We start from the raw sequence: 21757 nt of genomic DNA, 5'->3' as shown, positions 1-21757 counted from the left end.
CGGGCGCCGGCCGGGCCCCGCCGCCGGCCGCGGCACCGGCGCGGTGCGGCGGACGGCGGACGGGCCCCGTGCGGCCGGACCGGCGGCCGGGAGGCCACCGGTCCGGCCGTGCGCCGGGCCGGGCGTCAGCAGACGACGTTGGTGTTGGAGTCGGCGCGCTGGCCCTCGACGGCGGCGGACACGGCGCTCAGCCGGGCCTGGATGGTGCCCAGGACGGCCACCTCGTCCGGGCTGAGCTCGGAGAACACCGCGCGCTCGGAATCCGACAGCAGGTCGACCGGGGTACCGGCCCGGCGCAGTGCTTCCAGGGGCTCGTAGGACATGCCTCACTCCTTCACAGAGGGGGTCACCGGTTGGTGCACCACGCAAGGCTGCTCCGGGGTCCGCCGCCCGGCCATCCCTCATTCGACTACGGATCGGCGGTCCGGAGGGGCCCCGCGAGGCCGGTCCTGACCCCTGGCACGGCCGTCGGTGGCGAAATCACGTCGGGCGAACCGGGGTGAAGGGTGCATAGGTCCGGTGTTCATGGCGCGAAGCATTCGTGGGGCATTCTTGGAAATCGCCTGCTTGTCCGGAAGTTGACCCGGGGCTACTCTGACTGCCGTGGGTGACGAATTCCGCACGCGGGTGCACGGTTCGAACACCGCACCACCGGCAGGGGATTTGACCGGGCGCGAGATTCTTCTCGCCTCGCTCATCGCCGCCGGCGCCTCGAACCGGCGCATCGCGAAGGACCTCTGTATAAGTCCGCACACGGTGGCGGCACATTTGTGCAACATGCTACGGAGAACGGGCGCGTCCAACCGCACGGAATTGATTGCGCGACTGTACGCCCAGGGCGTCCTCGTCCAGGGGACCTGGCCGCCGCTGCCCGCGGCGGGCCCCGGCCCCCAGGAGGCCCCCGGCGTCCGCGGCGTCCGCACGGACACCGCGGTCGCGGACCGCTCGGCCGGACCGGTCGGCACCACGCTCGACTGGCCGCACTACGGGAACGAGGTGCCGGTAGCCATGACCTTCGACGCCCTGCACGCCCTGCGGGAAGCCGGACACCCGGTGGACCTGCTCGCCGTGGAACAGCGTTCCGTCCTGTCCGAGCTCAGCGAGCAGGAGGTGCAGGTCCTCAACAAGGTCAAGGGGCGCCTGGACGCGGCCGCCCCGGAGGTGGAGGGTCAGGACCTCAAGCTCCTGTGAACGCCGCCACCCGATGCGGCAGTTGTCGTACGGAAGGACCGCCGGGAGCCCGTTTCTGCCCCGGCTGCGGCACCCCGCTCGCCGCCGCGACCCCGTCCGGGGACAGCCGCAGAATCGTCACGGCGGTCTTCATCGACCTGGTCGGCTCCACCGTGCTCGCCGAGACCCTCGACCCCGAGGCCCTGCGGCACACCATGGACCGCTACTACCGGGCCTGCACCCGGGCCGTCACCGAACGCGGCGGCGTCGTCGAGAAGTTCATCGGCGACGCCGTGATGGCCGTGTTCGGGGCCTTCGTCAGCCACGAGGACGACGCCCTGCACGCCGTCCGGGCCGCCCTCGCCGTCCGCGAGGCCGTCGCCGACATCGCCACCGGCGACGGCGTCCGCCTCGACGTCCACTGCGGCATCGCCTCCGGCGAGGCCGTGGTCGCCGGCGCCCTCGGCGGGGCCGCCCGCGTCGTCGGCGACGTCGTGCACACCGCGGCCCGCCTCCAGTCCCACGCCCGCACCCACGAGATCCTCATCGGCGAGGAGACCGCCCGGCTCGCCGGAGCCGGCATCCGCACCGAACCCGTCGCCCCCCTCACCCTCAAGGGCAAACGCGATCCCGTGCCCGCCCGGCGGGTCCTCGGACTGCCCGTCGACGACCGCCCCCGCGACCTCGTCCCCCTCACCGGCCGGGACCATGAACTCCGGCTCGTTCGAGCCGAGTTCGACACCGCCCGAAGGGAACGCGGCAGCCGCCGCGTCACCGTCACCGGACCCACGGGCATCGGCAAGTCCCGGCTGGTCCGCGCCTTCCTCGCCGGACCCGACACCGCCGGCGCCACCGTCCTGCGCGGCACCTGCCGCCCGCACGGCACCGGATCCGCCCACCGCCCGCTCGCCGAGGCCGTCTGGTCCCTGCCCGGCGGCCGGGAGGCCGCCGCCGCGGCCCTCCGCGACCACGCCGACCACGGCGAACGCGCCCTGGCCGCCCTCGGCGTGGCCCTCGGCACCCCCACCGGCCACGCCGGCCCCCTCGGGGAGGAGGCCATCCCCCCGAGCGTGGAAGAGACCGACTGGGCCTTCCGCAGCCTCCTCGAAGCCCTCGGCCGCGACACCCCCGTCGTCCTGGTCCTGGAGGACTACCAGTGGGCCCAACCCACCCTCCTCGACACCATCGCCGGACTCTCCGCCGACACCACGGGCACCACCGACACCGCCCTCCTCACCCTGTGCGTGGCCCGGACCGACGACGGCGGCCCGCCCGGCTCCGGCACCACCCCGGGCCTCCACCTCGACCTCGGCCCCCTGTCCCGCCCCGACACCGAACTCCTCGTCGCCCGCCTCGCCGACCGCGGCGAGGTCACCGCCCAGGAGGCGGGCCCGCGGGCCCCGCACCTCTCCGATGCCCTCGCGGCCGTCGTCCGCGAATGCGACGGCAACCCCCTCTACGCCGAACTCCTCCTGGAGGACCGAGCCGCCCGCCCCGCCGAAGCCGGCGTCCCCACCACCATCCGCGTGCTCCTCACCGCCTGGCTCGACCGGCTCCCCGCCGCCGACCGCGCCGTCCTCGAACGCGCCGCCGGCGCCGGGGCGACCTTCACCGCCGAGGACGTCCGGACCCTCGCCGCCGACACCCCCGCCCTCACCCCGGAGGTCCTGGCCGACGCCCTGGACCGCCTCCAGCGGACCCGCGTCGTCCACCCCGACGGCCCGCCCGGCTCCTACCGCTTCACCCGCACCCTCGCCCGCGACACCCTCTACGAGATGACCTCCAAGCTCCGCCGGGCCGACTGGCACACCGTCCTCGCCGACCGCCTCGACACCGCCCCGCCCACCGGCCCCGGACCCGCCCCCGAGGGAGACCTCGCCCACCACCTCGAATCCGCCTCCCGGCTCCTCGCCGAAGCGGGCCCCGGCGACCCCCGGCTCCCCGCCCTCACCCTGCGCGCCGCCCGTGCCCTCACCGCCAGCGGCTACCGCGCCCTGCACCGCCGCGACCTGCCCGCCGCCCTCGCCCTCATGGAACGCGGCCGGACCCTCACCCCCGACGGCGACCCCGCGCACCGGGTCATCGCCGCCCGCGTCACCGACGCCTACGCCGCCCTCGGACGCTGGGACAGCGCCCGCGCCGCCGTCGCCGAAGCCGACCGCCGCACCCCCGGAGACCCCGCCGCCCGCGCCACCTGCGCCGCCCTGCGCGCCCTGATCGCCCTCCGCTCCGGCGCACCCGCCCCCGCCGACCCCGGCCCCCGGCCCGCCCCCGAGGACCACCTGAGCCGGTGCCGCCACCACCAACTCGCCTCCCTCGGCCACTTCGCCGAGGGCCGCACCGGCGCCGCCGAGTCCGCCATGCGCGAGGCCCTCGTCCACGCCCGGCAGCTCGGCGACGCCTACGAGGAGAACCGGGTCCTGGTCTCCCTCTGCGAACTGACCCAGTGGTCCCCGGCCCCCCTCGCCGGCGCCCTCGCCCTCTGCGAGGACCTCGCCGGACGCTTCGACGCCGACCGCGGACTCCTCGTACCGGTCCTGCTGACCCGCGCCCGGCACCGCGCCCTGTCCGGACACCTCGACCGCGCCCGCGAGGACGTGGCCCTGGCCCGGCGGCACTCCGCCGACCTGGCCCTCACCCTGGGCGGCATCGCCGCCGACCAGACCGCCGGACTCGTCGAATCGCTGGCCGGCGAACACCCCGAGGCCGCCCGCCACTACGCCGCCGCCGCCACCGGACTCACCGTCCTCGGCCAGACCCGTACCGCCGCCACCCTGCGCCTGTACGCGGCCCGGGAACGCTTCCGCTCGGGCGCCGCCGCCGACCCCGCCGCCCTCGCCGAGTTCCCGCCCGGCACCCCGGCCGACACCCGCACCCGGGCCGTCCGGCTGAGCCTGCTGGCCGCGGTCCGGGCCCGGGCCGGCGCCCACCCGGAGGCCGTCGCCGCGGCCCGGGCCGCCGCCGCCCTCCTCGACCGCACCGACGACCCGTACCTGACCGGCGAGGTCTGGTTCGAGGCCGCCCGGGTCCTCGACGCTGCGGGCGACCCGACGGCGGCCCGCGCCGCCGCCCGACGCGCCCTCGACGCCCTCACCGCCAAGGGGGCCGTCCTGCCCGCCGGGGCCGTCCGTGCCTGGCTCACCGCCCGGCCCGGCTGAACGGCACCCCGCGCCCGACCCACCGCCCACCGCGCACCGCCCACCACGCACCGAGCACGTCGCACGGGAGGTCCCGCCGGGACCGACGACCGGACACGGAAGGGGAACCGATGAGCGACCCGCCCTGGAGGCGAGCGGCCAGGCCCTACACCCCGGGCGTCCCCGCCTGGGGGGCCATGACCCGGGCCGGCACCCTGGAGGAGTTCCAGGCCGTCCCCATGGACGCCGTCGGACCCGACTGGGCCTGGGGCGGAGCCGACGGCACCGGGGTCAGGGTCTGCGTGGTCGACAGCGGGATCGAGGCGGGCCACCCCCTGGTCGGCGCGGTCGACCGGGCCGTCACCGTCGTCGAGGACGGGGACGGGGACGGCGGGGTCCGCGTCGTCGACTGCGAGCCCACCGACCTCGCCGGGCACGGCACCGCCTGCGCCGGAGTGATCCGCTCCGTCGCCCCCGGCGCCTCCCTCTCCTCCGTCCAGGTCCTCACCGACGGCAAGACCGGCAGCGGCCCCGCCCTCATCGCCGGACTCACCTGGGCCGTGGAACAGGACTTCGACGTCATCAACCTCAGCCTGGCCACCACCCGCCCGGCCCTCACCGCCCGGCTCCACGAACTCGCCGACCGCGCCTACTTCCGGCGCAGCACCCTCGTGGTGTCCGCGCACAACCGGCCCGTCCCCAGCTACCCCTGGTCCTTCGCCTCGGTCGTCTCCGTCGCCAGCCACGACGAGGACGACCCCATGACCTACTACTACAACCCCTCGCCCCCCGTGGAGTTCCACGCCCGCGGCGTCCGCGTCCCCGTGGCCTGGCCCGGCGGCGGCACCATCCGCTCCACCGGGAACAGCTTCGCCGCGCCCCACATCTCCGGCCTGTGCGCGCTGATCCTCGGCAAACACCCCTGGCTCACGCCGTTCCAACTCAAGACCGTCCTGTTCCTCTGCGCCGGGAACATGACCGGACGATTCGGAGGTGCGCACCATGACCCCGCCCGCTGACGACACCACGTCCACCGAGCGGCGGCTGCTCCAGTCCGTCGTGGAGGTGGCCCGCCACGCCTTCGGGGCCGCCGCCTCCTCGGTGTTCCTCGTGGACCCCGGCTCCGGGGACCTGGTCTTCGAGGCGGTGGCCGGCGAAGGGGACGACCTGCTCGTCGGCACCCGCTTCCCCGCGGGCACCGGCATCGCCGGCTGGGTCGCCGCCTCCGGCCAGTCCATGCTGGTCGACGACCTCCGAGATTCGGAGCACTTCTCCGGCGAGGCCGCCGAGTCCACCGGCTACGTCCCCAACAGCATCATGGCCGCCCCCCTGTTCAGCGACGACGCCTGCATCGGGGTGCTGGAGGTCCTCGACCGCGGCGCCGGCGGCACCCGCGAGATGGCCGACGTGGAACTCCTCGACCTGCTCGCCGACCAGGCCGCCATCGGACTGACCCTCCTGACCCGGCTCCGGGCCACCGAACCCGACCAGCGCTCCGACAAGGCCATGCGGTTGCTGGAGATGGCCGAGTCCCTGCTGGCCGGGTCCCGTGGCTGAAGGCTGCGTCCTGCTGCTCACCCGGCGCGGCGACGGCGAGGCCCGGGCCGTGTCCGCCCTGCTCCAGCGGATCGGGGTGCCGGTGCGGCGCCTCGACGCCGACGCGCTGGCGGGCCGGGAGCTCGGCTGGGGACCGGAGGGGGCCCTCACCCTCGACGGCAGGGCCCTCGCCCCCACCGTGACCTGGCTGCGGCACTTCTCCGCGCGGGCCGCCCCCGCCGGGCCGCCCGGCACCACCGCGGCCGGCCGGATGGCCCTCCGGGACTCCTGGACGGCCCTGGCCCGGCAGCTCGCCCTCGCCTCCCCGGCCGCCCTCGGCACCGTGGACCCCGGCGGCCCCGCCCAGTGGGCGCGGGCCCGCGCCCACGGCGTCCGCACCCCCCGCGGCCTGGTCACCACCGACCCGGTGGCCGCCGCCGCCCGGCTGCCCGCGGACCGGTACGTGGTCAAACCGCTGGACCGGCACGTGGTCGAGCCGGAGCCGGGGCAACTGGCCTGGTTCCTGCCCCGGATCCTCGACCGCCCGGATCGGGAGGCCCTGCCCGGACTGCCGCCCGGCACCCCCGTGGTCCTCCAGGAATACGTGGTCCACGAGACCGAGTACCGGGTCTACCTCGCCGGCGGCGAACTGCACGCCTTCGAGGTGACCAAGGCGGACCCCGCCGACCTCTGGGCCCGCCCCGCCCGGGTCCACGTCCGCCACGTGCCCCCGCCGCCCGCGGTGGCCGCCGCGGCCCGCGCCCTGGGCGCCGCCTGGGGACTGCGCTACGGGGCCTTCGACTTCCTGTGGGCGGCGGGGGAGCCCGTCTTCCTGGAGGTCAACGCGCACGGGGACTGGCGCTGGTTCGAACGGAAGGCGGGGGTGGACGTGGTGACCCGGGCCGCCGCCCGCACCGTCCGCGACCTCCACTGGTCCGCGGCGGGCCGCCGCCGCCCGCCCACCCTCCTCACCTTCCTCGGCGCGGACCCCCGGGGGGAACCGCTCTAGCGGTGTTCGGGGTTGTCGAAGTCGAAGCGGCAGCCCGCGTCCCAGACCGATCGCCGGTTGCCGTGCGCGGGGACCCCGCCCGCCGCCCTCAGCAGGGCCGCCAGGTGCATCAGGTTCCACGACATGAAGGCCGTGTTGCGGTTGGTGAAGTCGTTCTCCGGCCCGCCCGACCCCGGATCCAGGTACGAGGGACCGGGCCCGGCCTCGCCGATCCAGCCCGCGTCGGCCTGCGGGGGCACGGTGTAGCCGAGGTGTTGGAGGCTGTAGAGGAGGTTCATCGCGCAGTGCTTCACCCCGTCCTCGTTGCCCGTGATCAGGGCCCCGCCGACCCGCCCGTAGTAGGCGTACTGGCCGTGCTCGTTGAGGAGCGAGGAGCAGGCGTACAAACGTTCGACGACGCGCTTCATCACCGAGCTGTTGTCGCCGAGCCAGATCGGCCCGCACAGCACCAGGATGTCGGCGGCCATGATCTCGCTGTACAGCACCGGCCACTGGTCGCTGTCCCAGCCGTGCTCGGTCATGTCCGGCCAGACCCCGGTGGCGATGTCGTGGTCCACGGCGCGGATCAGCGAGGTCCGGCACCCGGCCGACTCCATCACGGCCCGGCTCCGCTGGATGAGCCCCTCCGTGTTGCTGGTCTCGGGGGAGCGTTTGAGGGTGCAGTTCACGAAGACGGCACTGAGGTGGGAGTAGTCGTACGCGGCGGCCTGATCGGGCGGCTGGGGGTTCTCGGACACGCACCCAGCCTGGGCGGCCCGACCCCGGCCCGCCACCGGGGTGGACCGGACGGAGGCGTACCCGCCGGGAGGCCGTGCCCGGTGGTGCTCGCGGGGCGGACGTGCCTGCGGCGCACCCGGGGGACGACTGGTGCACGGGCCCGGTTCGGTTGTCAACTCCCGTCGTGCCATGCCGTCTTGTGGCCTCCCCCTGCGGCGGGACAGTATCCACGCATGCGGTCCCGGGGCAGCGGGACCGCACTCCGACCGAGGATTTCTGGAGGCCGTGTGTCCGCCAAGCCGAATCCGGGCCGCACCACCGCTGCCGCCCGAGGCGAGATCGTCGTCCTGCTGATCGGGATGCGCATCAACCACCTGTGGGCCGTCCACCGTTGGCTGCCGGTGTTCTTCGCCATGCCGCGCATGATGCGCGAGCTGATCCGCGACCGCAGCCTGGGACTGCTCCACCACGTCCTGCTCACCGGCTCGCCCCGCACGTACTACCTCGTCCAGTACTGGGAGTCCAAGGAGAAGCTGTACGCCTACGCCTCCGCCCCCGAGTGCTTCCACCACCGCATGTGGGCCAAGATCAACCGCAGGGAGGGCCGCAAGGGCACCCGCTGCCACGTGGGCCTGTGGCACGAGACGTACATCGTCCCCGAGGGCTCCTACGAGGCCGTCTACGCCGACATGCCGCCCTACGGCCTCGCCGCCGCCGGCGGGGTGCTGCCCGTGACGGCCCGCGGTCGCCGCGCCGCCGACCGGCTGTCGTACCGCGCCCGCCGCCCCGACCCCGTGGTCCCCGAGACGACCGCGCCCGCCACCAGCGGGGCCGGCCGGGCACCGGCCGAGACCTGACCCGACCGGCGCACCCCGCCCCCGCCCTCCGCCACCCGCCGGAATCGGCCGGGTGTGACCGGATCAGGACAGAGATCCGGCCCGCTCACCCCCACGGGTGGCGGCGCCCTTGGCAACCGACCGCGGGGCCGGGCACGGTGTCCGGGGCCACCCCCGGTGATCACCGGCGGACGGTCGCGACGGGCCCCGGCCCCTCGACGCCCGTACGGCACGCAGTCCCCGCGGCGGGTACGCGCCCGCCCCGTCAGAGCACGTCCGTGCGCCGGGCGCACGGACCGAACAGGAGCAGTCCATGCCGGCAAGGATCCTCATCGTGACCGGTGACGCGGCGGAGTCCCTGGAGGTGCTGTACCCCTACCAGCGCCTGCTGGAGGAGGGGTACGAGGTGGAGATCGCCGCGCCCTCCCGCAAGAAGCTCCGCTTCGTCGTCCACGACTTCGAGGACGGGTTCGACACCTACACCGAGAAGCCGGGCTACACCTGGCCCGCCGACCTCGCCTTCGAGGAGGTGGACCCGGACCGCTACGTGGCCGTGGTGCTGCCCGGCGGCCGGGCCCCCGAGTACCTGCGCAACGACCCCCGCGTCCGGGAGATCCTGGCGGCCTTCACGGGCGCCGGGAAGCCGGTGGCACAGATCTGCCACGGCCCGCTGATCTCCGCGGCCGCGGGCGTCCTCGACGGGCGCCGCGTCACCGCCTACCCGGCCCTGGAGCTCGACATGAAGGGTGCCGGAGCGGAGTTCGAGGACGCCGAGGCCGTGGTGGACGGCACCCTCGTGTCGGCCCGCGCCTGGCCCGACCACCCGGGCTGGATGCGGGAGTTCCTGACCGTCCTGCGCAAGGCGGCCCCGGCGGGCTGAACCGGCGACGGCCCCGCGCCGTCGGGCGCGTCGCGGCATCGGTGCCCACCGGCCGGGGCAGTGCTTCCGGTATGAAGCACGGAACGGTCACCGGCGGGCACGGCGCGCAGGCCCCCCTCGGCCCCCTCGGGGGTGGTCGGGGCGACCGCCCGGCCGCCGCGGCCGCGGTCCTCTCCGTCCTCCTCGCGGTGCTGGTCACCGTCGGCGGACCGGAGGGGACCTCCGCCCGGCCGCCCGGGGCCGGTCCGGAAGGGGACGCCCGGGCCCCGGCGGCCGTACCCGCCGGCGCGGTGCCGGGGCCCGGGGCCGGCGGGGGCACGGCCGCCCGGCCCGCGGCCGTGCCGCGCCGGACGGGAGCCCCGCTCGGACCCGGGCCGGCCGCACCCGTGCGACTCGTCGTCCCGGAGCTCGGGGTCGACGCCGCGGTGGTCCCGCTCCCGGCCGGACCGCCCGGTGGCCCGGCCCGCGCGGCACCCTCCGCCCCGGACACCGTGGGCTGGTACCTGCCCGGGGCCGGACCGGTGGCGACCGGCACGGCCGTCCTCCTCGGGAGGGGCGGACCCGGCGCCGGTCCGGACCGGCCGCCCGGCCCCTTCCACCGACTCGCCCTGCTGCGGCCCGGCGACCCGATCCGGATCCTGCGCGCGGACGGCCGTACCGCCGTGTTCCTGGTCCGGACGGTCGGGGTGTCCCGGACGGGGCCCGGCCGGGACCGCCCGCCCGCCGCCGGTCGCTCCGGCGGTCCCGCGGAACTGCGCTTGGTGGCCTGCGACGGATGGCCGTCCGCCTGGCTGCGCAAGACCGGCCCGCGCGGCCGGGCGTCCGTGCTCGCCGACCTCGCGCCCGCCGGGTACCGGCCCTGAGCCCCGGGGCGACGGTCGGGGACCGGCCCGCCCCGGGGTGGGCCCGACCGGGTCGCGGGTCCGCGCACTAGGGTGTGCGCCATGCAGCACTACACCATCGGACAGGCAGCCCGGCTCCTGGGCGTCAGCCCCGACACGGCCCGTCGCTGGGCGGACGCCGGACGGGTGGCCACCTACCGCGAGGACTCCGGGCGACGCCTCATCGACGGCCGGGACCTGGCGGCCTTCGCCGTGGAGCTCGGGCAGGGCGGCCAGGACGAGGACGGCACCGACCACACCTCCGTGCGCAACGCCTTCCCCGGCATCGTCACCGCCGTGAAGCTCGGCGACGTCGCCGCCCAGGTCGAGATCCAGGCCGGACCGCACCGGCTGGTGTCCCTGCTCACCCGGGAGGCCGTGGAGGAGCTGGGACTGGAGGTGGGCGTGCGGGCCACCGCCCGCGTGAAGTCCACCAACGTGCACGTGGACCTGGCCTGAGCCGCCGGGCCGGCGCCGGCAGGAGCCGGGCCACCGGAACCTGAGACGCGCCGACACCGGCTCGGGTGCCGGAGCGCGGGCCCGGGCGGGGCCCCGGGGCCGCCCTCCCGGGATGGCCTGAACCTTTCCCCACGGGCCGGGCGGATGCCGCATGATGATCCGGTCATGTACCAGTCAGGTGCCCGGGGGCGGGTCCGCCCGCCGGGCCCCCGTCCGCCGGAGTGCCCATGGCCGCCACCGACCACCGCAGCGCCCCCCGCCCCCGCACCGCGCGGGCCCGGAGGCCGCTCGGCGCTGCGGTCGCCGTCGGCGCCGGCGCGCTGTCCGCCGTCCTCCTGACGGCCGGTCCCGCCGCCGCCCACGTCGAGGTCGAGTCCGAGAACGCCCGGGCCCTCGCCGTCGGGGTCACGGTCACCTTCGAGGCGGAGAGCGAATCGGACACCGCCGGGATCAGCGGCGTGCGGGTGGTGCTGCCCGAGGGCATCGCCCCCGCCGACGTCCGCCTCGGCAAGGGCCCCGAAGGATGGCGGCTCACCCCCGGCGCCGACGGCTACACGGTGCGGGGCCCCGCCCTGCCGGTGGGCCGGGCTGCCTCCTACTCCATCGTGGTCCGTCAACTCCCGGACGCCGTCGAACTCCCCTTCAAGACCCTGCAGAGCTACGCCGACGGCCGGGTGGACCGGTGGATCGGCACCGACGGCGGCGGGGGCAACCCGGCCCCCGTCCTGAAGCTGCAGCCCGCCGCGCGCGGGGCCAGGACCCTGCCCCCGCTCCCGCCGTCCCCCACGGCTTCGCCGTCCCCCAGTGCCGCGCCCACCACCGCCGCGCCCACCGAGCCGGTGCCCACGACCGCCCCCGAGAGCTCCGGCGCGGCCGCGACCGCCCCGACGGTCGGGACCTCGGAGGAGGACGAGGGGCTTTCCGCGGGCGCGTGGATCGGGATCGGTCTCGCCACGGCCCTGGTCCTGGCCGGGGTGGCCTTCTTCCTCCTGCGCCGCCGCCCGGGCTCCGGGGCCTGACCGCCCCCGCGCCCGTCTTCGGCGCCCGCCCTCGGCGCCCGTCCTCAGTGCCCGTAGAGGGCCGACAGGGCGGGCAGCCGTCGGGACAGCTCCGCGCGGTCCCCGAAGTCGAAGTCCCAGCCCGGATCGGCGGCGGGCCGGAACCCCGGGGCCGAGCCGCCGGGCAGTTCCGCGCCCGTCCGGGCCCGGTACGCCCGCCACACGATGCCGAGGGTGTCCCCGCACTCCAGCTCGCGACCCGTGGGCGCCGCCGCCCGGACCTCGGGCAGCCCCGCCAACGCGTCGGGATCGGCCACCGCCCGCTCGAAGACCTCCCGGCCCTGGAGCATCAGCCAGCCCCGGAAGTGATCGAAGCCGTCATCGGAACAGCCCCCGTTGATCACGTGCGCGGCGGCCCACAGCGGCATCCGGTACGCCTCCGCCAGCACCTCCCACAGGGTCCGCTGCGCCGCGGCTATCGCCGGTACGGGCAGCACGCCGAGCAGCGCCGACGCCCGCCCCGCCACCGAGCCCCCGGAGGCACCGGGCGCCTCCTGGGCGCGGGCCTCCTCGATCAGGTTCCAGAACTGTTCCTTGTTCATGCCGGGAGAGTCGCACAAGGGTGTGACAGCGGTTCCCGCGGGGGCGCGCGGGAATCTGACGGGCCGTCGGTGAACCGGCGGGAACCCGCCGGGGAACCCGCGGGAACCGCGCGGTCACCCCGTCCGACCCCTGTTCCGGAGCTTCGGCAGCGGGACGGACGGAACCGGCGGACATGGGTGTGATGGACGGACTGGGTGGACCGGGTGGAGTGGGCGCACCGGGCGGAATGGACGTGCGGATGCGCGGGGTCGGCTGCCGCCACGGGCGGCTGGAGGCCGTGCGCGGCATCGACCTCGACATAGGCGCCGGGCAGCGCGTGGCGCTCACCGGCACCAATGGTTCCGGCAAGACCACCCTGTTGCGGGCCCTCCTGGGTCTGCACCGGCCCGCCGCCGGGGAGATCAGCGTCGGTGGGCGCGCCACCGGTGCCGGCGACGGGGGCTGGCTGCGGCGGGCCTGCGCCTGGATCCCGCAGAAGCCCGCCACCGGACGCTTCCCGCTGGGCGCCGACGAGTTGCTGGCCTCCTCGGGCGCGCACCGGGAGGCCCGGGAGGCCGCCGCCAAGCTCGGCGTCGGCGAGCTCGCCGACCGCCCCCTGCACACCCTCTCCGGCGGTCAGCTGCAACGCATGTACCTGGCGCGGGCGGTGGGCTGCGTGGCCGCCGGGGCCGGGGTGCTGCTCGCCGACGAGCCGACCGCCGCCCTGGACTTCCAGGGTCAGGAGGAGGCCGCCGACGTGCTGCTGTCCCTGCCCGTCACCCTGCTCGTGGTCACCCACGACCGTTCCCTGGCCGAACGCTGCGAACGCGTCCTGGAGATGGCCGCGGGCAGCCTGCGGGAGGTGGCATGAACCGGCTCGCCGCGGCCCTCACGGGCCCGCACCCCGCGCTCCCCGGCGGCCACGTCCTCGCCGCCGACCTGGCCGAACTCCTCCGACTGGTGCCCGTGCAACGCGCCGGACTGGCCCTGCTGCTCGCCGCCGTGGGCCTGCCCGTCATCGGGGTGGTCATCGTGGGCCTGGACATCATGCCGGTCCGGTTCGCGATGATGCACGTGGCTCTCCTCGGGATCGCCGTGGGCCTGATCACCGGCCTCGACCCCATGCTCTGCGCCCTGGTGGCCTGCGCCCTCTCCGGGGCGGGCGTGGCCCCGCTGGCCCGCACCCCGGACGGTCTCTCCGGCGCGATGGGGCTGCTGATGAGCCTCGCGATCGCGGGGGCCCTGCTCCTGCTCGCCGTCTCCGGGGTCAACGCGGCGGGGGCCTTCGCCCTGCTGTGGGGCTCCATCCTGGCCGTGGGAACCGCCGACATCCTCGTGGTCGGGGCCCTGGCCGTGCTGGTGCCGGCCCTGTTTCTGTGGAAGCGGCGGGACCTCGCCCTCCTGCTCCACGACCGCGAACTCGCCCTGGCCTCGGGGGTGCCCGTGGGGCGCCTGACCCTGATCCTGCTGGTCCTGGTCGCCGTGGCCGTGGCCGGGGCCATCAAGCTCACCGGCGCGCTCCTCGTGGACGCCCTGACCCTGTTGCCGGCCCTGGCCGCGCGGCGGTTGGGCTCCTCCCTCGCCTCGATCACCCTGTGGGCCGTGGGCATCGGGGTGGCCGTCAACGCGACCGGCTTCCTGATCGCCCTCGCGCTGGACTGGCCGCCCGGCCCCGTGCTGGTCCTGACGGCGGGAGCGGTGGTCCTCGCCGTGCACCTGCTGCCCGACCGGGGTTCCCGACGGTCCCGTGCCCCCGAGGCCGTGCCGCTCCGCTCGCCGCACTGACCGGGCCTCCGAGCCCGGTCCCCGGACGGGGGTCGCCGCCGCGGCCGGACCGCGGATCCCCCTCGGCGGCCCCGGCGGGGCGTCACGGCCCCGCCCGGGCCCCTCCGGAACCTTCCGGAGGGGCCCGTCCTCGTCACGGGTCGGCGCGGACCGTCCGCGCACCGGGGTCAGGCGGGCTGCGCCGCCAGGGCGGTGAATCGTTCCTTCATGGCGGCGCGGTCCGGCTTCCCGGCCGGGGTCAGGGGCAGCGCGGACACCACCAGGAGCCGCTCGGGGTGCTTGCCCCGGTCCAGACCGCGGGCCGTCAGGAACGCGCCCAACTCCTCCAACAGCGGTGCCTCCGCCCCCTCCCGGGCCACCACGCAGGCCGCCAGTCGCTCGCCCATCAGCGCGTCCGCCACGCCCACGCACATCACGTCCCGGACCGCCGGGTGCGCGGCCAGCTCCAACTCCACTTCCGCCGGGCTGATGTTGGCCCCGCCGCGGATCACCACGTCCTTGAGTCGGCCCACCACCCGCAGCGTGCCGTCCGGCTCCAGCAGCCCCAGGTCACCGGTGCGCACCCAGCCCCCGGCCGTCCGGTACCGGGCGTCGAGCTCCGGCGCTCCCACGTAGCACAACGGGCTCATCGGCCCCCGGGCCAGGATCTCCCCCGTGGCCCCCGGCGGCACCTCCGCCGACTCCGGTTCCCCGGGCCGCACGATCCGGATCTCCGCGACCCTCGGGTCGGGCCGCCCCGTCGCCACCCCGCGCCCGCGCCCCTCGGCCGGCTCCGGGTCCTCCCGGGCGGGCTCCGCCGCGACGGCGTCCAGGCCCGTGTGGCAGTTGACCCCGTCGGCCGAGCCGTACAGGTTCACCACCGGGCACCCGAAGGCCTCCCGGGCCTCCCGGGCGGTGGCCGCGTCCAGCGGCGCCCCGCCCAGCACCAGGGCGGTGGGCGCGGGCAGCTCCCGCGGCCGTTCCGCCAGCCGGTCCAGCATCATCCGCACCATGGTGGGCACCCCCAGCACGTGCGTGGGCGCGTGCTCGGCGATCGCGTCGAGGGCCGCCTCGGGGGTGAACCGGTCCAGCAGCACCAGGGTCCCGCCGTGCCGCGCCAGCGTCACCGAGGTGCCGGTGCTCCCGAAGGCCGAGGCCAGCGGCACCAGGAACAGGCAGCGGGGCGCCTCCTCGCCGCGCATCAGCGAGGCGAGGAAGTTGCCGCGCCCGCCCGCGAGCGCGTTGTGCGAGTACGCGATCATCTTCGGCTCGGCCTCGGAACCCGAGGAGACCAGGATCCGGGCGGCCGAGTCCGGGTGCGGGCGGGCCGGGGTGAACGCGGCGGGATCGGTCCGCAGCAGTTCCCGGACCGAGGCGCAGCCCGCCGGGATCCGGTCCGCCGGACCGACGGCGATCACGTGCCGCAGCAGGGGCAGTTCGGCGCGCAGCGCGAGGAGCCCGGCGGCCGGCTCCTCTTCCCGATGGACGGCGGAGGCGATCACGGCCACGGCCCCGGACCGGCCCAGCAGGGAGCGGGCCTCGCGGCTGCCCCGGCCGGCGGGGAAGGGCAGGGCCACCGCACCGAGCGCGGCCAGCGCCAGATCGGCGATCACCGCCTCGCGTCCGGCGGGCAGTTGTACGCCCACGACCTCGCCGGGGGAGATGCCGAGCCCGGCCAGCCCGGCGGCCAGACATCGCACCTTGCGGTCCAGGGCCGTGTAGCAGAGCTTGCCCTTGGCGTCGAGGAGCGCGGTCCGGTGCGGATCGGCGATCTGCCGGGCCCGGTACAGGCTGTACAGGTCCAGGTCGGGGCAGGTCCCGTCGGCGGCCCAGGCGCGGCGCAGCCCGGCGGGGACGAGGTCGGTGAGGGTCACGGTCATCACAGGCTCCAGGGGCGGGGGACGGCGAGGGCTCCGTGGGCGTCGCGGCCGACCGGGCCGGGCAGCCGCGGGTCGGTCGGCAGGGCGCCGAGTTCGTGGGTGACGGCGGTCGCGGCGAGGCCGTGGCTGCGCAGCAGCGCCACGGCCTCCGCGGTGGTCAGGTGGGCCAGGTCGTAGGCGCGGGCCGCGGCGGCCGAGAGGTCCGCGGCGGCCACCCACCCGTCGGTGGTGCGCAGCGGACGCCGGAACCCGGCCGGCGGTCGCGGATCACGGCCGCGCCGCAGCCGGTCCCGGGCGGCCGCGGTCAGCAGGTCGGCGGCCCCCAGCAGGGAGGACTCCACCCTCACCCCGGTGCCCCCGCGTTCGCGCAACAGCAGGCCCGCCAGCACCGCCTGGGTGCCCAACAGACCGCCCAGCACGTCCAGGAGGGTCATCAGGGAGGGGGCGGGCGGCTCGTCCGAGGGTCGCACGGCCTCCCCGACCCCTGTCCGCGCCTGCACCATGAAGTCCGTGCCCATCGGGGCGTCCGGCAGCCGCCCGGCCCAGCCGCCGGTGTAGGCGTACACCAACCCGGGGCGCGCGCCCGCCAGATCGCCGTGGTCCAGGCCCAGCGCGGCGGCCTTTCCGGGAGCCCAGTTGTGCAGGAACACCTCCGCCCCGGAGGCCAGTTCGAGGACCGCTCGGCGGCCGGCCGGGGTGGTGATGTCGGCCTCCACGGCCTCCTTGCCGCGGTTCAGGGCCAGCCAGCGCGCCGAGATCCCCGAACACGCCGGGGGCATGCCCCGCAGCGGGTCGCCGCCCGGGGGTTCGATCCGGATCACCCGAGCCCCGAGGAGCCCCAACAGGTGCGCGGCGAGCGGGGCCTGGATGCGGCGGCCCGCCTCCAGCACGGTCAGTCCGGCCAGCGGGGCCCCTTCCCCGGGTGCCCCGCCCGGCCAGGGATCGGCGGGCCCGGGGCCCGGCTCCAGGAGGACGGCCGGGCCCTCGGGTATGTCCCGTCCCGCGAGCGTCCGCAGGGCGCAGACCTGAGCCCCGGACCGGTCCGCCGCGGCCCGGATCCGCGCCCAGGGGGTGGTCGACGCCGTCGTGTGCAGGGCGTGCGGGAAGGGGGCGCAGGCGGTGGCGTACCGGAACTGGAAGGGCCGCCAACCCGCCCGGATCGCCTTCTCGGGGGCGCCGAGCTCCCGCCAGAAAGCGGCCCAGGCGGCTGGCTGGAGGGTCTCCAGCTCGAACAGGGTGCCCTCCGCGGAGCGGAACGGCGGCCCGCCCGGCGCGATGTCGGCGGCTTCCGCCTCGTCCGCGCCCTCCGCCGCCAGGTACTGGGAGACCGCCAGCAGCCCGGCCCGCGCGGCACTGGTGCGCACCTCGGTGCCGGTACCGCCGCGGGCCCGCCCCACCAGGCGGGCCAGGAGCCCCTGGACGGCCAGGACGGCGGCAGCGGTCTCGGCGTAGTCGGCGCCCAGCCCGCGCGGGGCGCCGTCCCGTCGCCCGTGGACCGCCATGATCCCGGTGGCGGCCTGCACCGTCGCCTCGTCGCACAGCGCGGTCCCCGGGCCCTCCGCCGGGCCCTCGCCCCAGGTGGTGCGCGCCGAGACGGTGCCGAGCCCGGCCCCCGCCAGCACGGTCCGCCCCTCGGTCCCGGCCGTGCCCGCCCGCTCGGCCGCCGGAGCCGCCCCGTCGCCGGGCCGGGCGCCGAGCTGCCGCAGCAGGGCCGCGGCGGTCTCGGTCCCCGGGCCCGGGACGGTCTCCAGGCACAGTCCGTCCAGTGGCCGGACGGTGTGTGTGGTGGCTGGTGATGCCATGCCTCTCCCTCGTGGGAAGCCGGATGTACGCACGGGGGCCGTCCCCCGGAACACCAGTCGGACGACTGTTCCCACGGGTTCCCGAACCCGCCCCACGAAACCGCCCCGCCCCGGCGGGCTGGGGCGAGCGGTGGTGCGCTCGATGCCGCTCGACGACGCGCTCCATCGCCGCGCGGGCTCGATGTGGCCGACGTGGCCGTTCGTCCCCGCGTCGGCTCGCGCGACGGCACCGACTTCCGGTCCGCGCGGCGATCGGGCGCGGCCGGGCGCGGCCGGGCGCGGCCGGGCCGGGGGCCGACGGCCTGGTCCCGGGGAGGGGTCGCTTCGCGGTGGTCAGAGTTCGGTCGGGTGGGCCAGGCCCGTCGTGACGGCCAGTCCCGCCGCGAGGAAGAAGGTTCCCCACACCAGCTCGTGACGGACCGCCAGGCCGCGTTCCGCCTCGTAGCAGCCGTCGACCAGGCGGCCTCCGGCCCGCAGGTGCCCCCGTACCACCGCCCGGAGCACCTCGGTCCCGGCCTCCCGGCGGCCCGCCCGCAGCAGGGCCACGGCGGTCACGGCGGCGGCGGAGGTGTCCACCGGTGCGTCGGTATCCGCCGGTGGCACCGACGGCAGGGAGAGGGGCGACGGCATGCCCGGGCCCCGGGTGGAGCGGGGGCCGGCGTCCGCCGCGGCGAGGTGGAGCCAGGCCCGCCCCCGGCTCCACCCGGGGCCCGGTCCGGGGGCGGGTACCCAGCCCGCCTCGGGGCCGTCGTACCGCCGGGTGCCGTGGTCGAGGCACAGCCGCAGGTGGGTGGCGAGGTGGGAGGTCGCCGCGGCCGGGTCGACGAGGGCCAGCAGCCGGGCCGTGCCGGGGGCGCCGTCGGGACGGGCCAGCAGTCGGGGGCCGCCGAAGGCGGATCCCCAGGGGACCAGGCCGAGCGCGGGCTCGTAGGCGGCCCGGCAGGCTTCCGCGGCGGCGGTCCGCAGCCGGGCGGATCCGGGGTCGTCGGCGAGGGCGGTGCCGTACCAGAGGATGAGGCCGCGGGCGGCGGTGTCGGCCTCCACCCACGGCGCGAGCCGGGCGGTGGTCCGCACCGCGAGTTCCCGATCGGCGGGCCGTCCGGTGCGCCGGGCCCGCAGCCAGAGCAGCCCGGCCCAGCAGCCTCCCGTCCAGGATCCGCGGCCCGTGGTCGTCCATTCCCCGCTGTCCGGGTCGGCGTACAGCGGGAACCGGTCCCCGACGGCCGCCGAGGTCTCCGCCACCCGCTCCAGTACGGCGTCCAAGGCCCGCACCGCCCAGGTCTCCGTCCCCGAGCCCCCGTACCCGGGCCCGCCCTCGCCGCGCCCGTGGATCTCCGTCACCCCGTCACCGCTCACCCCGTCACCCCTCACCCCGATCGGTCACCCTCACCCCGTCATCCGTCACTCCGCCGTCCCGTCCCCCGCGTTCTCGCGCCTTCGCGTCCTCGTGCACGTGCGATCCCGAGTTCCGCCCGATCGCGTGCGCCCGGCCCGTCCGCCCGTCCTTGGTCCCCGACCGGCCGGGCCGCGTCCTCCCGTGTCGGGTGCCTCCGGCTCGCCGTGGTCAGGTCCGTTCGTGCGCCCGGGCCCGGCGGTCGTGGGTCGCCCACCGGCCCGCGATCGCGGCGGCCGCCGCGAACTCGGCGGCCACGAGGAGCCAACCGGCGCCGTAGCGGCCCGCGTCCGCGAGCAGGCCGAACAGGGGTGGGCCGAGGGCGAATCCGGCGAAGAACCCGGCCGAGACCAGGGCGGAGTCCTGCCCGGCGCGACCGGGTGCGGCGCGTTGCATGACGAGGACCATCGACACGGCGTTGCCGGCCACCGCGCAGCCGCCCATGGCCAGGACGCCCGCCCAGACGAGGACGGGAACCCGGTCCGAGGCCCCCAGCAGGGCGGTCGCCCCGACCGCGCCGACGGCGAGCGCGCCGGGGAGCCGTACGGCCCGGTCGGGCCGCCCCGCGATCCGGGACCAGCCGATCCGGCCCGCGATGCCGGCCAGACCGAGCACGGCGACCAACGCGCCCGCCGCGGTCGGGCCGAAGCCGAGCCGTTCGGTGCCGTACAGGGCGGCGTACGTGTTCACGGAGGCGATCCCGCAGCCCAGCAGCACCGAGAAGGCCGCCAGCCAGGGCACCGTTCGGTCCCCACCCTGTCCGCGGCCGAGCCCCTTCCCCGCCGGGGACCCGGCCCCCGCCCCACCCGCCGTTCCCGCACCCGCACGCGGAGCAGGATCCGGGGGAAGCACCCACAGGGCCCAGATCGCGCAGCCCAGCGCGGCCACCGCCGCCAGCCAGACGGCGGGCCGCCAGCCCACGGGTCCGGCGAGGGCGGCCAGCGGCAGGCCGGCGGCGAACGCGCCCCACTGCACCCCGGACTGCTTCAGTCCGGTGACCGCGCCGCGCCGTTCGGGGTGGACGGCGGCGAGGATCGCCCGGTTCGTCGCCGGGTTGGCCAGGGCCTGGGGCAGCCCGCCGAGGGCCACCGCCCCGAGCAGGAACCCGGGCCCGGGGGCCGCCCCGATCAGCGTCAGGGCCACCGCCGAGACGAGGAACAGGGCCGTCAGGCACGCGCGGGGACCCACCCGGTCCACGACCCGACCTCCCACTGGGGACAGGACGGCCGCCGCCCCGAAGCCCAGGGTGACGGCCAGCCCGAGACCGCCGGGGGACACCCCGAGATCCGCGACCAGCCGCGGGCCGAGCGCCCCCAGGAGGAACAACTGCATCATCGAGCAGGCCATGGCACAGGTCAGCAGGGCCGTGAGGGAGCGGGGCGGCCGGACGGGCGTGCCGGGGGCCGCTGCGGCCACGTGGTTCACCTGGGGGACTCCTCGGAGGGGGCGGTCACCGGGGGAGTCCGGCCCGGGAGGGGTCGGGTCGGCGGGGCCCCCGGTTCCCGGGCCGCCGCGTGACGCCGCTCACAGATGGCTAAGTCGCCCCGGAGGCCGGGAGTTTGTACGGGCCCTCTTCGAACCCCCGCCGTCGGGTGCGAGGATGGGCCGCCATGAGCGCAGGGTGGGGGTTACGGACGTTACGGGCCGCGGTGTTCGCGGCCTCGTGCGTGCTGCTCACCTCCCTGGGACACGTGATGATGGCCGGTGAACCCGTGCCGCCGTGGGCGCTCGTCCTCGGCACGGTCCTGGTGGGCGTGCCCTGTTGGCTGCTCGCGGGCCGGGAACGGCGGACCGGTCCGGTGCTGGCGGCCGCGCTGGCCGCGCAAGGGGCCCTGCACGTCCTGTTCACACTGACGGGCCCGGGCGGCTCCGGGGCCGGGCACCTCGCCATGCGGCACGGTCCCTCGACCTCCACCAGAGGAACGCCTTCCCCCGTCGCCGCGCCCGTGCACGAGCACCCGGGAACCGGGCACGTCCACGCGGCCGCCGCGCACCCGGGCGGCCACGCCCACGGCGCCGCCGCCGTCCTCCCCGACGCCCCCCTCGCCCCGGCCGTCCCGGGGCCCGGCCCCGGCGCGCACACCGACCTCCTCTCCGATCCCCTCGGTGCCCTCGGGCTGCTCGGCTCCTCCGGGGCCGGGATGCTCGCCGCGCACCTGCTGGCCGCCCTCCTGTGCGCCCTGTGGCTGGCCCGCGGCGAGCGGGCCGCGTTCCGGGTGCTGGGCGCCTTCGCGGCCCGGCTGCTCGCCCCGCTGCCGCCGGCCCGCCCCGTCCCCGTACCGCACCGCCCCCGGGTCGGGCCCCGCCCGGTCCGCGCCGTACCGGTGCCCCGGGGACTGTTGCTGACCCGCGCGCTCACCTTCCGGGGTCCGCCCGCGGTGCCCGCTGTCCGCTGACAGCAGGCACCCCGGCGCGTCCGTGACCGCGCCCGGGCACCGGCGGCCGCGCTCCGCGCCCGCCGGACCACCCCTCACCGGAACCGCCCTCGGGCGGCCGCGCGCGCCACCTCCTCGCTCCGGCGCGCCCTCTTCCGGTCCGGAACCCGTGAAGGACGAAGCGCGATGACCCCTGCCCTGCTCGCCACCTGGCCGCAGCCCTCCACCACCGACCGGGGCGCGTCCGGCGCGCCCGCGGCCGGCCCCCCCCCCCCCCCCCCCCCCCCCCCCCCCCCCCCCCCCCACCCACCACCCCCCCCCCCCCCCCCCCCCCCCCC

General features: G+C 77.1%; 20 protein-coding genes and 1 pseudogene. 14 read left to right on the top strand and 7 right to left on the bottom strand.

The annotated features are described in order from the left end of the window. Nucleotides 1–125: 125 nt before the first annotated feature. Nucleotides 126–323 (bottom strand): aroma-sacti cluster domain-containing protein, encoded by a 198-nt coding sequence (locus ABTZ17_RS25140; RefSeq protein WP_352197965.1) that lies wholly within the window; start codon nt 321–323, stop codon nt 126–128. Between the two features lie 280 nt (nt 324–603). Between ABTZ17_RS25140 and ABTZ17_RS25135 the strand changes: the two are divergent. From ABTZ17_RS25135 to ABTZ17_RS25110, 6 genes and pseudogenes are all read left to right on the top strand, one after another. Beyond that, a pseudogene (locus tag ABTZ17_RS25135) lies at nt 604–807 on the top strand (helix-turn-helix domain-containing protein); the annotation flags it as partial. 6 nt (nt 808–813) lie between these two features. Next, the gene (locus ABTZ17_RS36980; protein ID WP_502994833.1) at nt 814–1191 is read left to right on the top strand and encodes an aroma-sacti cluster domain-containing protein; all 378 of its coding nucleotides are present in this window, start codon (nt 814–816) and stop codon (nt 1189–1191) included. Further along, nucleotides 1188–4328: an AAA family ATPase gene (locus tag ABTZ17_RS25125; protein WP_352197964.1), complete on the top strand. Its 3141-nt coding sequence runs from the start codon at nt 1188–1190 to the stop codon at nt 4326–4328. Before ABTZ17_RS36980 ends, ABTZ17_RS25125 begins: the two co-directional genes overlap by 4 nt. A 110-nt stretch (nt 4329–4438) precedes the next feature. Next, on the top strand, nt 4439–5326 hold the full coding sequence (locus ABTZ17_RS25120; RefSeq protein WP_352197963.1) for a S8 family serine peptidase: 888 nt from the start codon (nt 4439–4441) through the stop codon (nt 5324–5326). Beyond that, nucleotides 5310–5864, top strand: coding sequence for a GAF domain-containing protein (locus ABTZ17_RS25115; RefSeq protein WP_352197962.1), 555 nt, complete (start codon nt 5310–5312; stop codon nt 5862–5864). The genes ABTZ17_RS25120 and ABTZ17_RS25115 overlap by 17 nt, the downstream gene beginning before the upstream one ends. Next, nucleotides 5857–6852 (top strand): ATP-grasp domain-containing protein, encoded by a 996-nt coding sequence (locus ABTZ17_RS25110; RefSeq protein WP_352197961.1) that lies wholly within the window; start codon nt 5857–5859, stop codon nt 6850–6852. Before ABTZ17_RS25115 ends, ABTZ17_RS25110 begins: the two co-directional genes overlap by 8 nt. On the opposite strand, the gene ABTZ17_RS25105 is transcribed toward ABTZ17_RS25110, so the two are convergent. After that, nucleotides 6849–7589 carry a flavodoxin family protein gene (locus ABTZ17_RS25105; RefSeq protein ID WP_352197960.1) on the bottom strand — a complete coding sequence of 247 codons (741 nt, stop codon included), beginning with the start codon at nt 7587–7589 and terminating at the stop codon, nt 6849–6851. The genes ABTZ17_RS25110 and ABTZ17_RS25105 overlap by 4 nt on opposite strands. A gap of 267 nt (nt 7590–7856) precedes the next feature. Between ABTZ17_RS25105 and ABTZ17_RS25100 the strand changes: the two genes are divergently transcribed. From ABTZ17_RS25100 to ABTZ17_RS25080, 5 genes are all read left to right on the top strand, one after another. After that, entirely contained in the window at nt 7857–8426 is a 570-nt protein-coding gene (locus tag ABTZ17_RS25100; RefSeq protein ID WP_352197959.1) for a DUF4188 domain-containing protein, read from the top strand. A gap of 292 nt (nt 8427–8718) precedes the next feature. Next, entirely contained in the window at nt 8719–9285 is a 567-nt protein-coding gene (locus ABTZ17_RS25095; protein WP_352197958.1) for a DJ-1/PfpI family protein, read from the top strand. A 71-nt stretch (nt 9286–9356) separates the two neighbouring features. Continuing rightward, nucleotides 9357–10148, top strand: a complete 792-nt coding sequence (locus ABTZ17_RS25090) for a class F sortase (RefSeq protein ID WP_352197957.1) — start codon at nt 9357–9359, stop codon at nt 10146–10148. A gap of 81 nt (nt 10149–10229) precedes the next feature. After that, the gene (locus ABTZ17_RS25085; RefSeq protein WP_352197956.1) at nt 10230–10625 is read left to right on the top strand and encodes a TOBE domain-containing protein; all 396 of its coding nucleotides are present in this window, start codon (nt 10230–10232) and stop codon (nt 10623–10625) included. A 227-nt stretch (nt 10626–10852) separates the two neighbouring features. Continuing rightward, on the top strand, nt 10853–11644 hold the full coding sequence (locus ABTZ17_RS25080) for a DUF1775 domain-containing protein (protein WP_352197955.1): 792 nt from the start codon (nt 10853–10855) through the stop codon (nt 11642–11644). Between the two features lie 44 nt (nt 11645–11688). Here ABTZ17_RS25080 and ABTZ17_RS25075 read toward each other — a convergent pair whose 3' ends face one another. Next, nucleotides 11689–12225, bottom strand: a complete 537-nt coding sequence (locus ABTZ17_RS25075) for a DUF4240 domain-containing protein (protein ID WP_352197954.1) — start codon at nt 12223–12225, stop codon at nt 11689–11691. A 182-nt stretch (nt 12226–12407) separates the two neighbouring features. Here ABTZ17_RS25075 and ABTZ17_RS25070 point away from each other — a divergent pair, with 182 nt between their 5' ends. Both ABTZ17_RS25070 and ABTZ17_RS25065 read left to right on the top strand, forming a co-directional pair. Next, nucleotides 12408–13076 carry an ATP-binding cassette domain-containing protein gene (locus tag ABTZ17_RS25070; protein ID WP_502994832.1) on the top strand — a complete coding sequence of 223 codons (669 nt, stop codon included), beginning with the start codon at nt 12408–12410 and terminating at the stop codon, nt 13074–13076. Then, nucleotides 13073–13990: a metal ABC transporter permease gene (locus tag ABTZ17_RS25065; protein WP_352197953.1), complete on the top strand. Its 918-nt coding sequence runs from the start codon at nt 13073–13075 to the stop codon at nt 13988–13990. The genes ABTZ17_RS25070 and ABTZ17_RS25065 overlap by 4 nt, the downstream gene beginning before the upstream one ends. Nucleotides 13991–14157: 167 nt before the next feature. Here the strand turns inward: ABTZ17_RS25065 and ABTZ17_RS25060 are convergent, their stop codons facing one another. From ABTZ17_RS25060 to ABTZ17_RS25045, 4 genes are all read right to left on the bottom strand, one after another. Next, nucleotides 14158–15849 (bottom strand): AMP-binding protein, encoded by a 1692-nt coding sequence (locus tag ABTZ17_RS25060; RefSeq protein WP_352197952.1) that lies wholly within the window; start codon nt 15847–15849, stop codon nt 14158–14160. Continuing rightward, the gene (locus ABTZ17_RS25055) at nt 15849–17651 is read right to left on the bottom strand and encodes a CoA transferase (protein ID WP_352197951.1); all 1803 of its coding nucleotides are present in this window, start codon (nt 17649–17651) and stop codon (nt 15849–15851) included. Before ABTZ17_RS25055 ends, ABTZ17_RS25060 begins: the two co-directional genes overlap by 1 nt. A 333-nt stretch (nt 17652–17984) precedes the next feature. Further along, nucleotides 17985–19007 carry a sugar ABC transporter permease gene (locus ABTZ17_RS25050; protein ID WP_352197950.1) on the bottom strand — a complete coding sequence of 341 codons (1023 nt, stop codon included), beginning with the start codon at nt 19005–19007 and terminating at the stop codon, nt 17985–17987. Nucleotides 19008–19215: 208 nt separating this feature from the next. Then, entirely contained in the window at nt 19216–20391 is a 1176-nt protein-coding gene (locus ABTZ17_RS25045) for an MFS transporter (protein ID WP_502994831.1), read from the bottom strand. A 263-nt stretch (nt 20392–20654) separates the two neighbouring features. Here ABTZ17_RS25045 and ABTZ17_RS25040 point away from each other — a divergent pair, with 263 nt between their 5' ends. Then, entirely contained in the window at nt 20655–21440 is a 786-nt protein-coding gene (locus ABTZ17_RS25040; RefSeq protein ID WP_352197948.1) for a hypothetical protein, read from the top strand. Nucleotides 21441–21757 lie beyond the last annotated feature (317 nt).

The sequence above is a fragment of the Streptomyces sp. NPDC097619 genome, assembly GCF_040302735.1.
Classification (GTDB): domain Bacteria; phylum Actinomycetota; class Actinomycetes; order Streptomycetales; family Streptomycetaceae; genus Streptomyces.
Note: the sequence above shows the minus strand (reverse complement) of the source record. Positions and strands in the feature narration are given on the sequence as shown.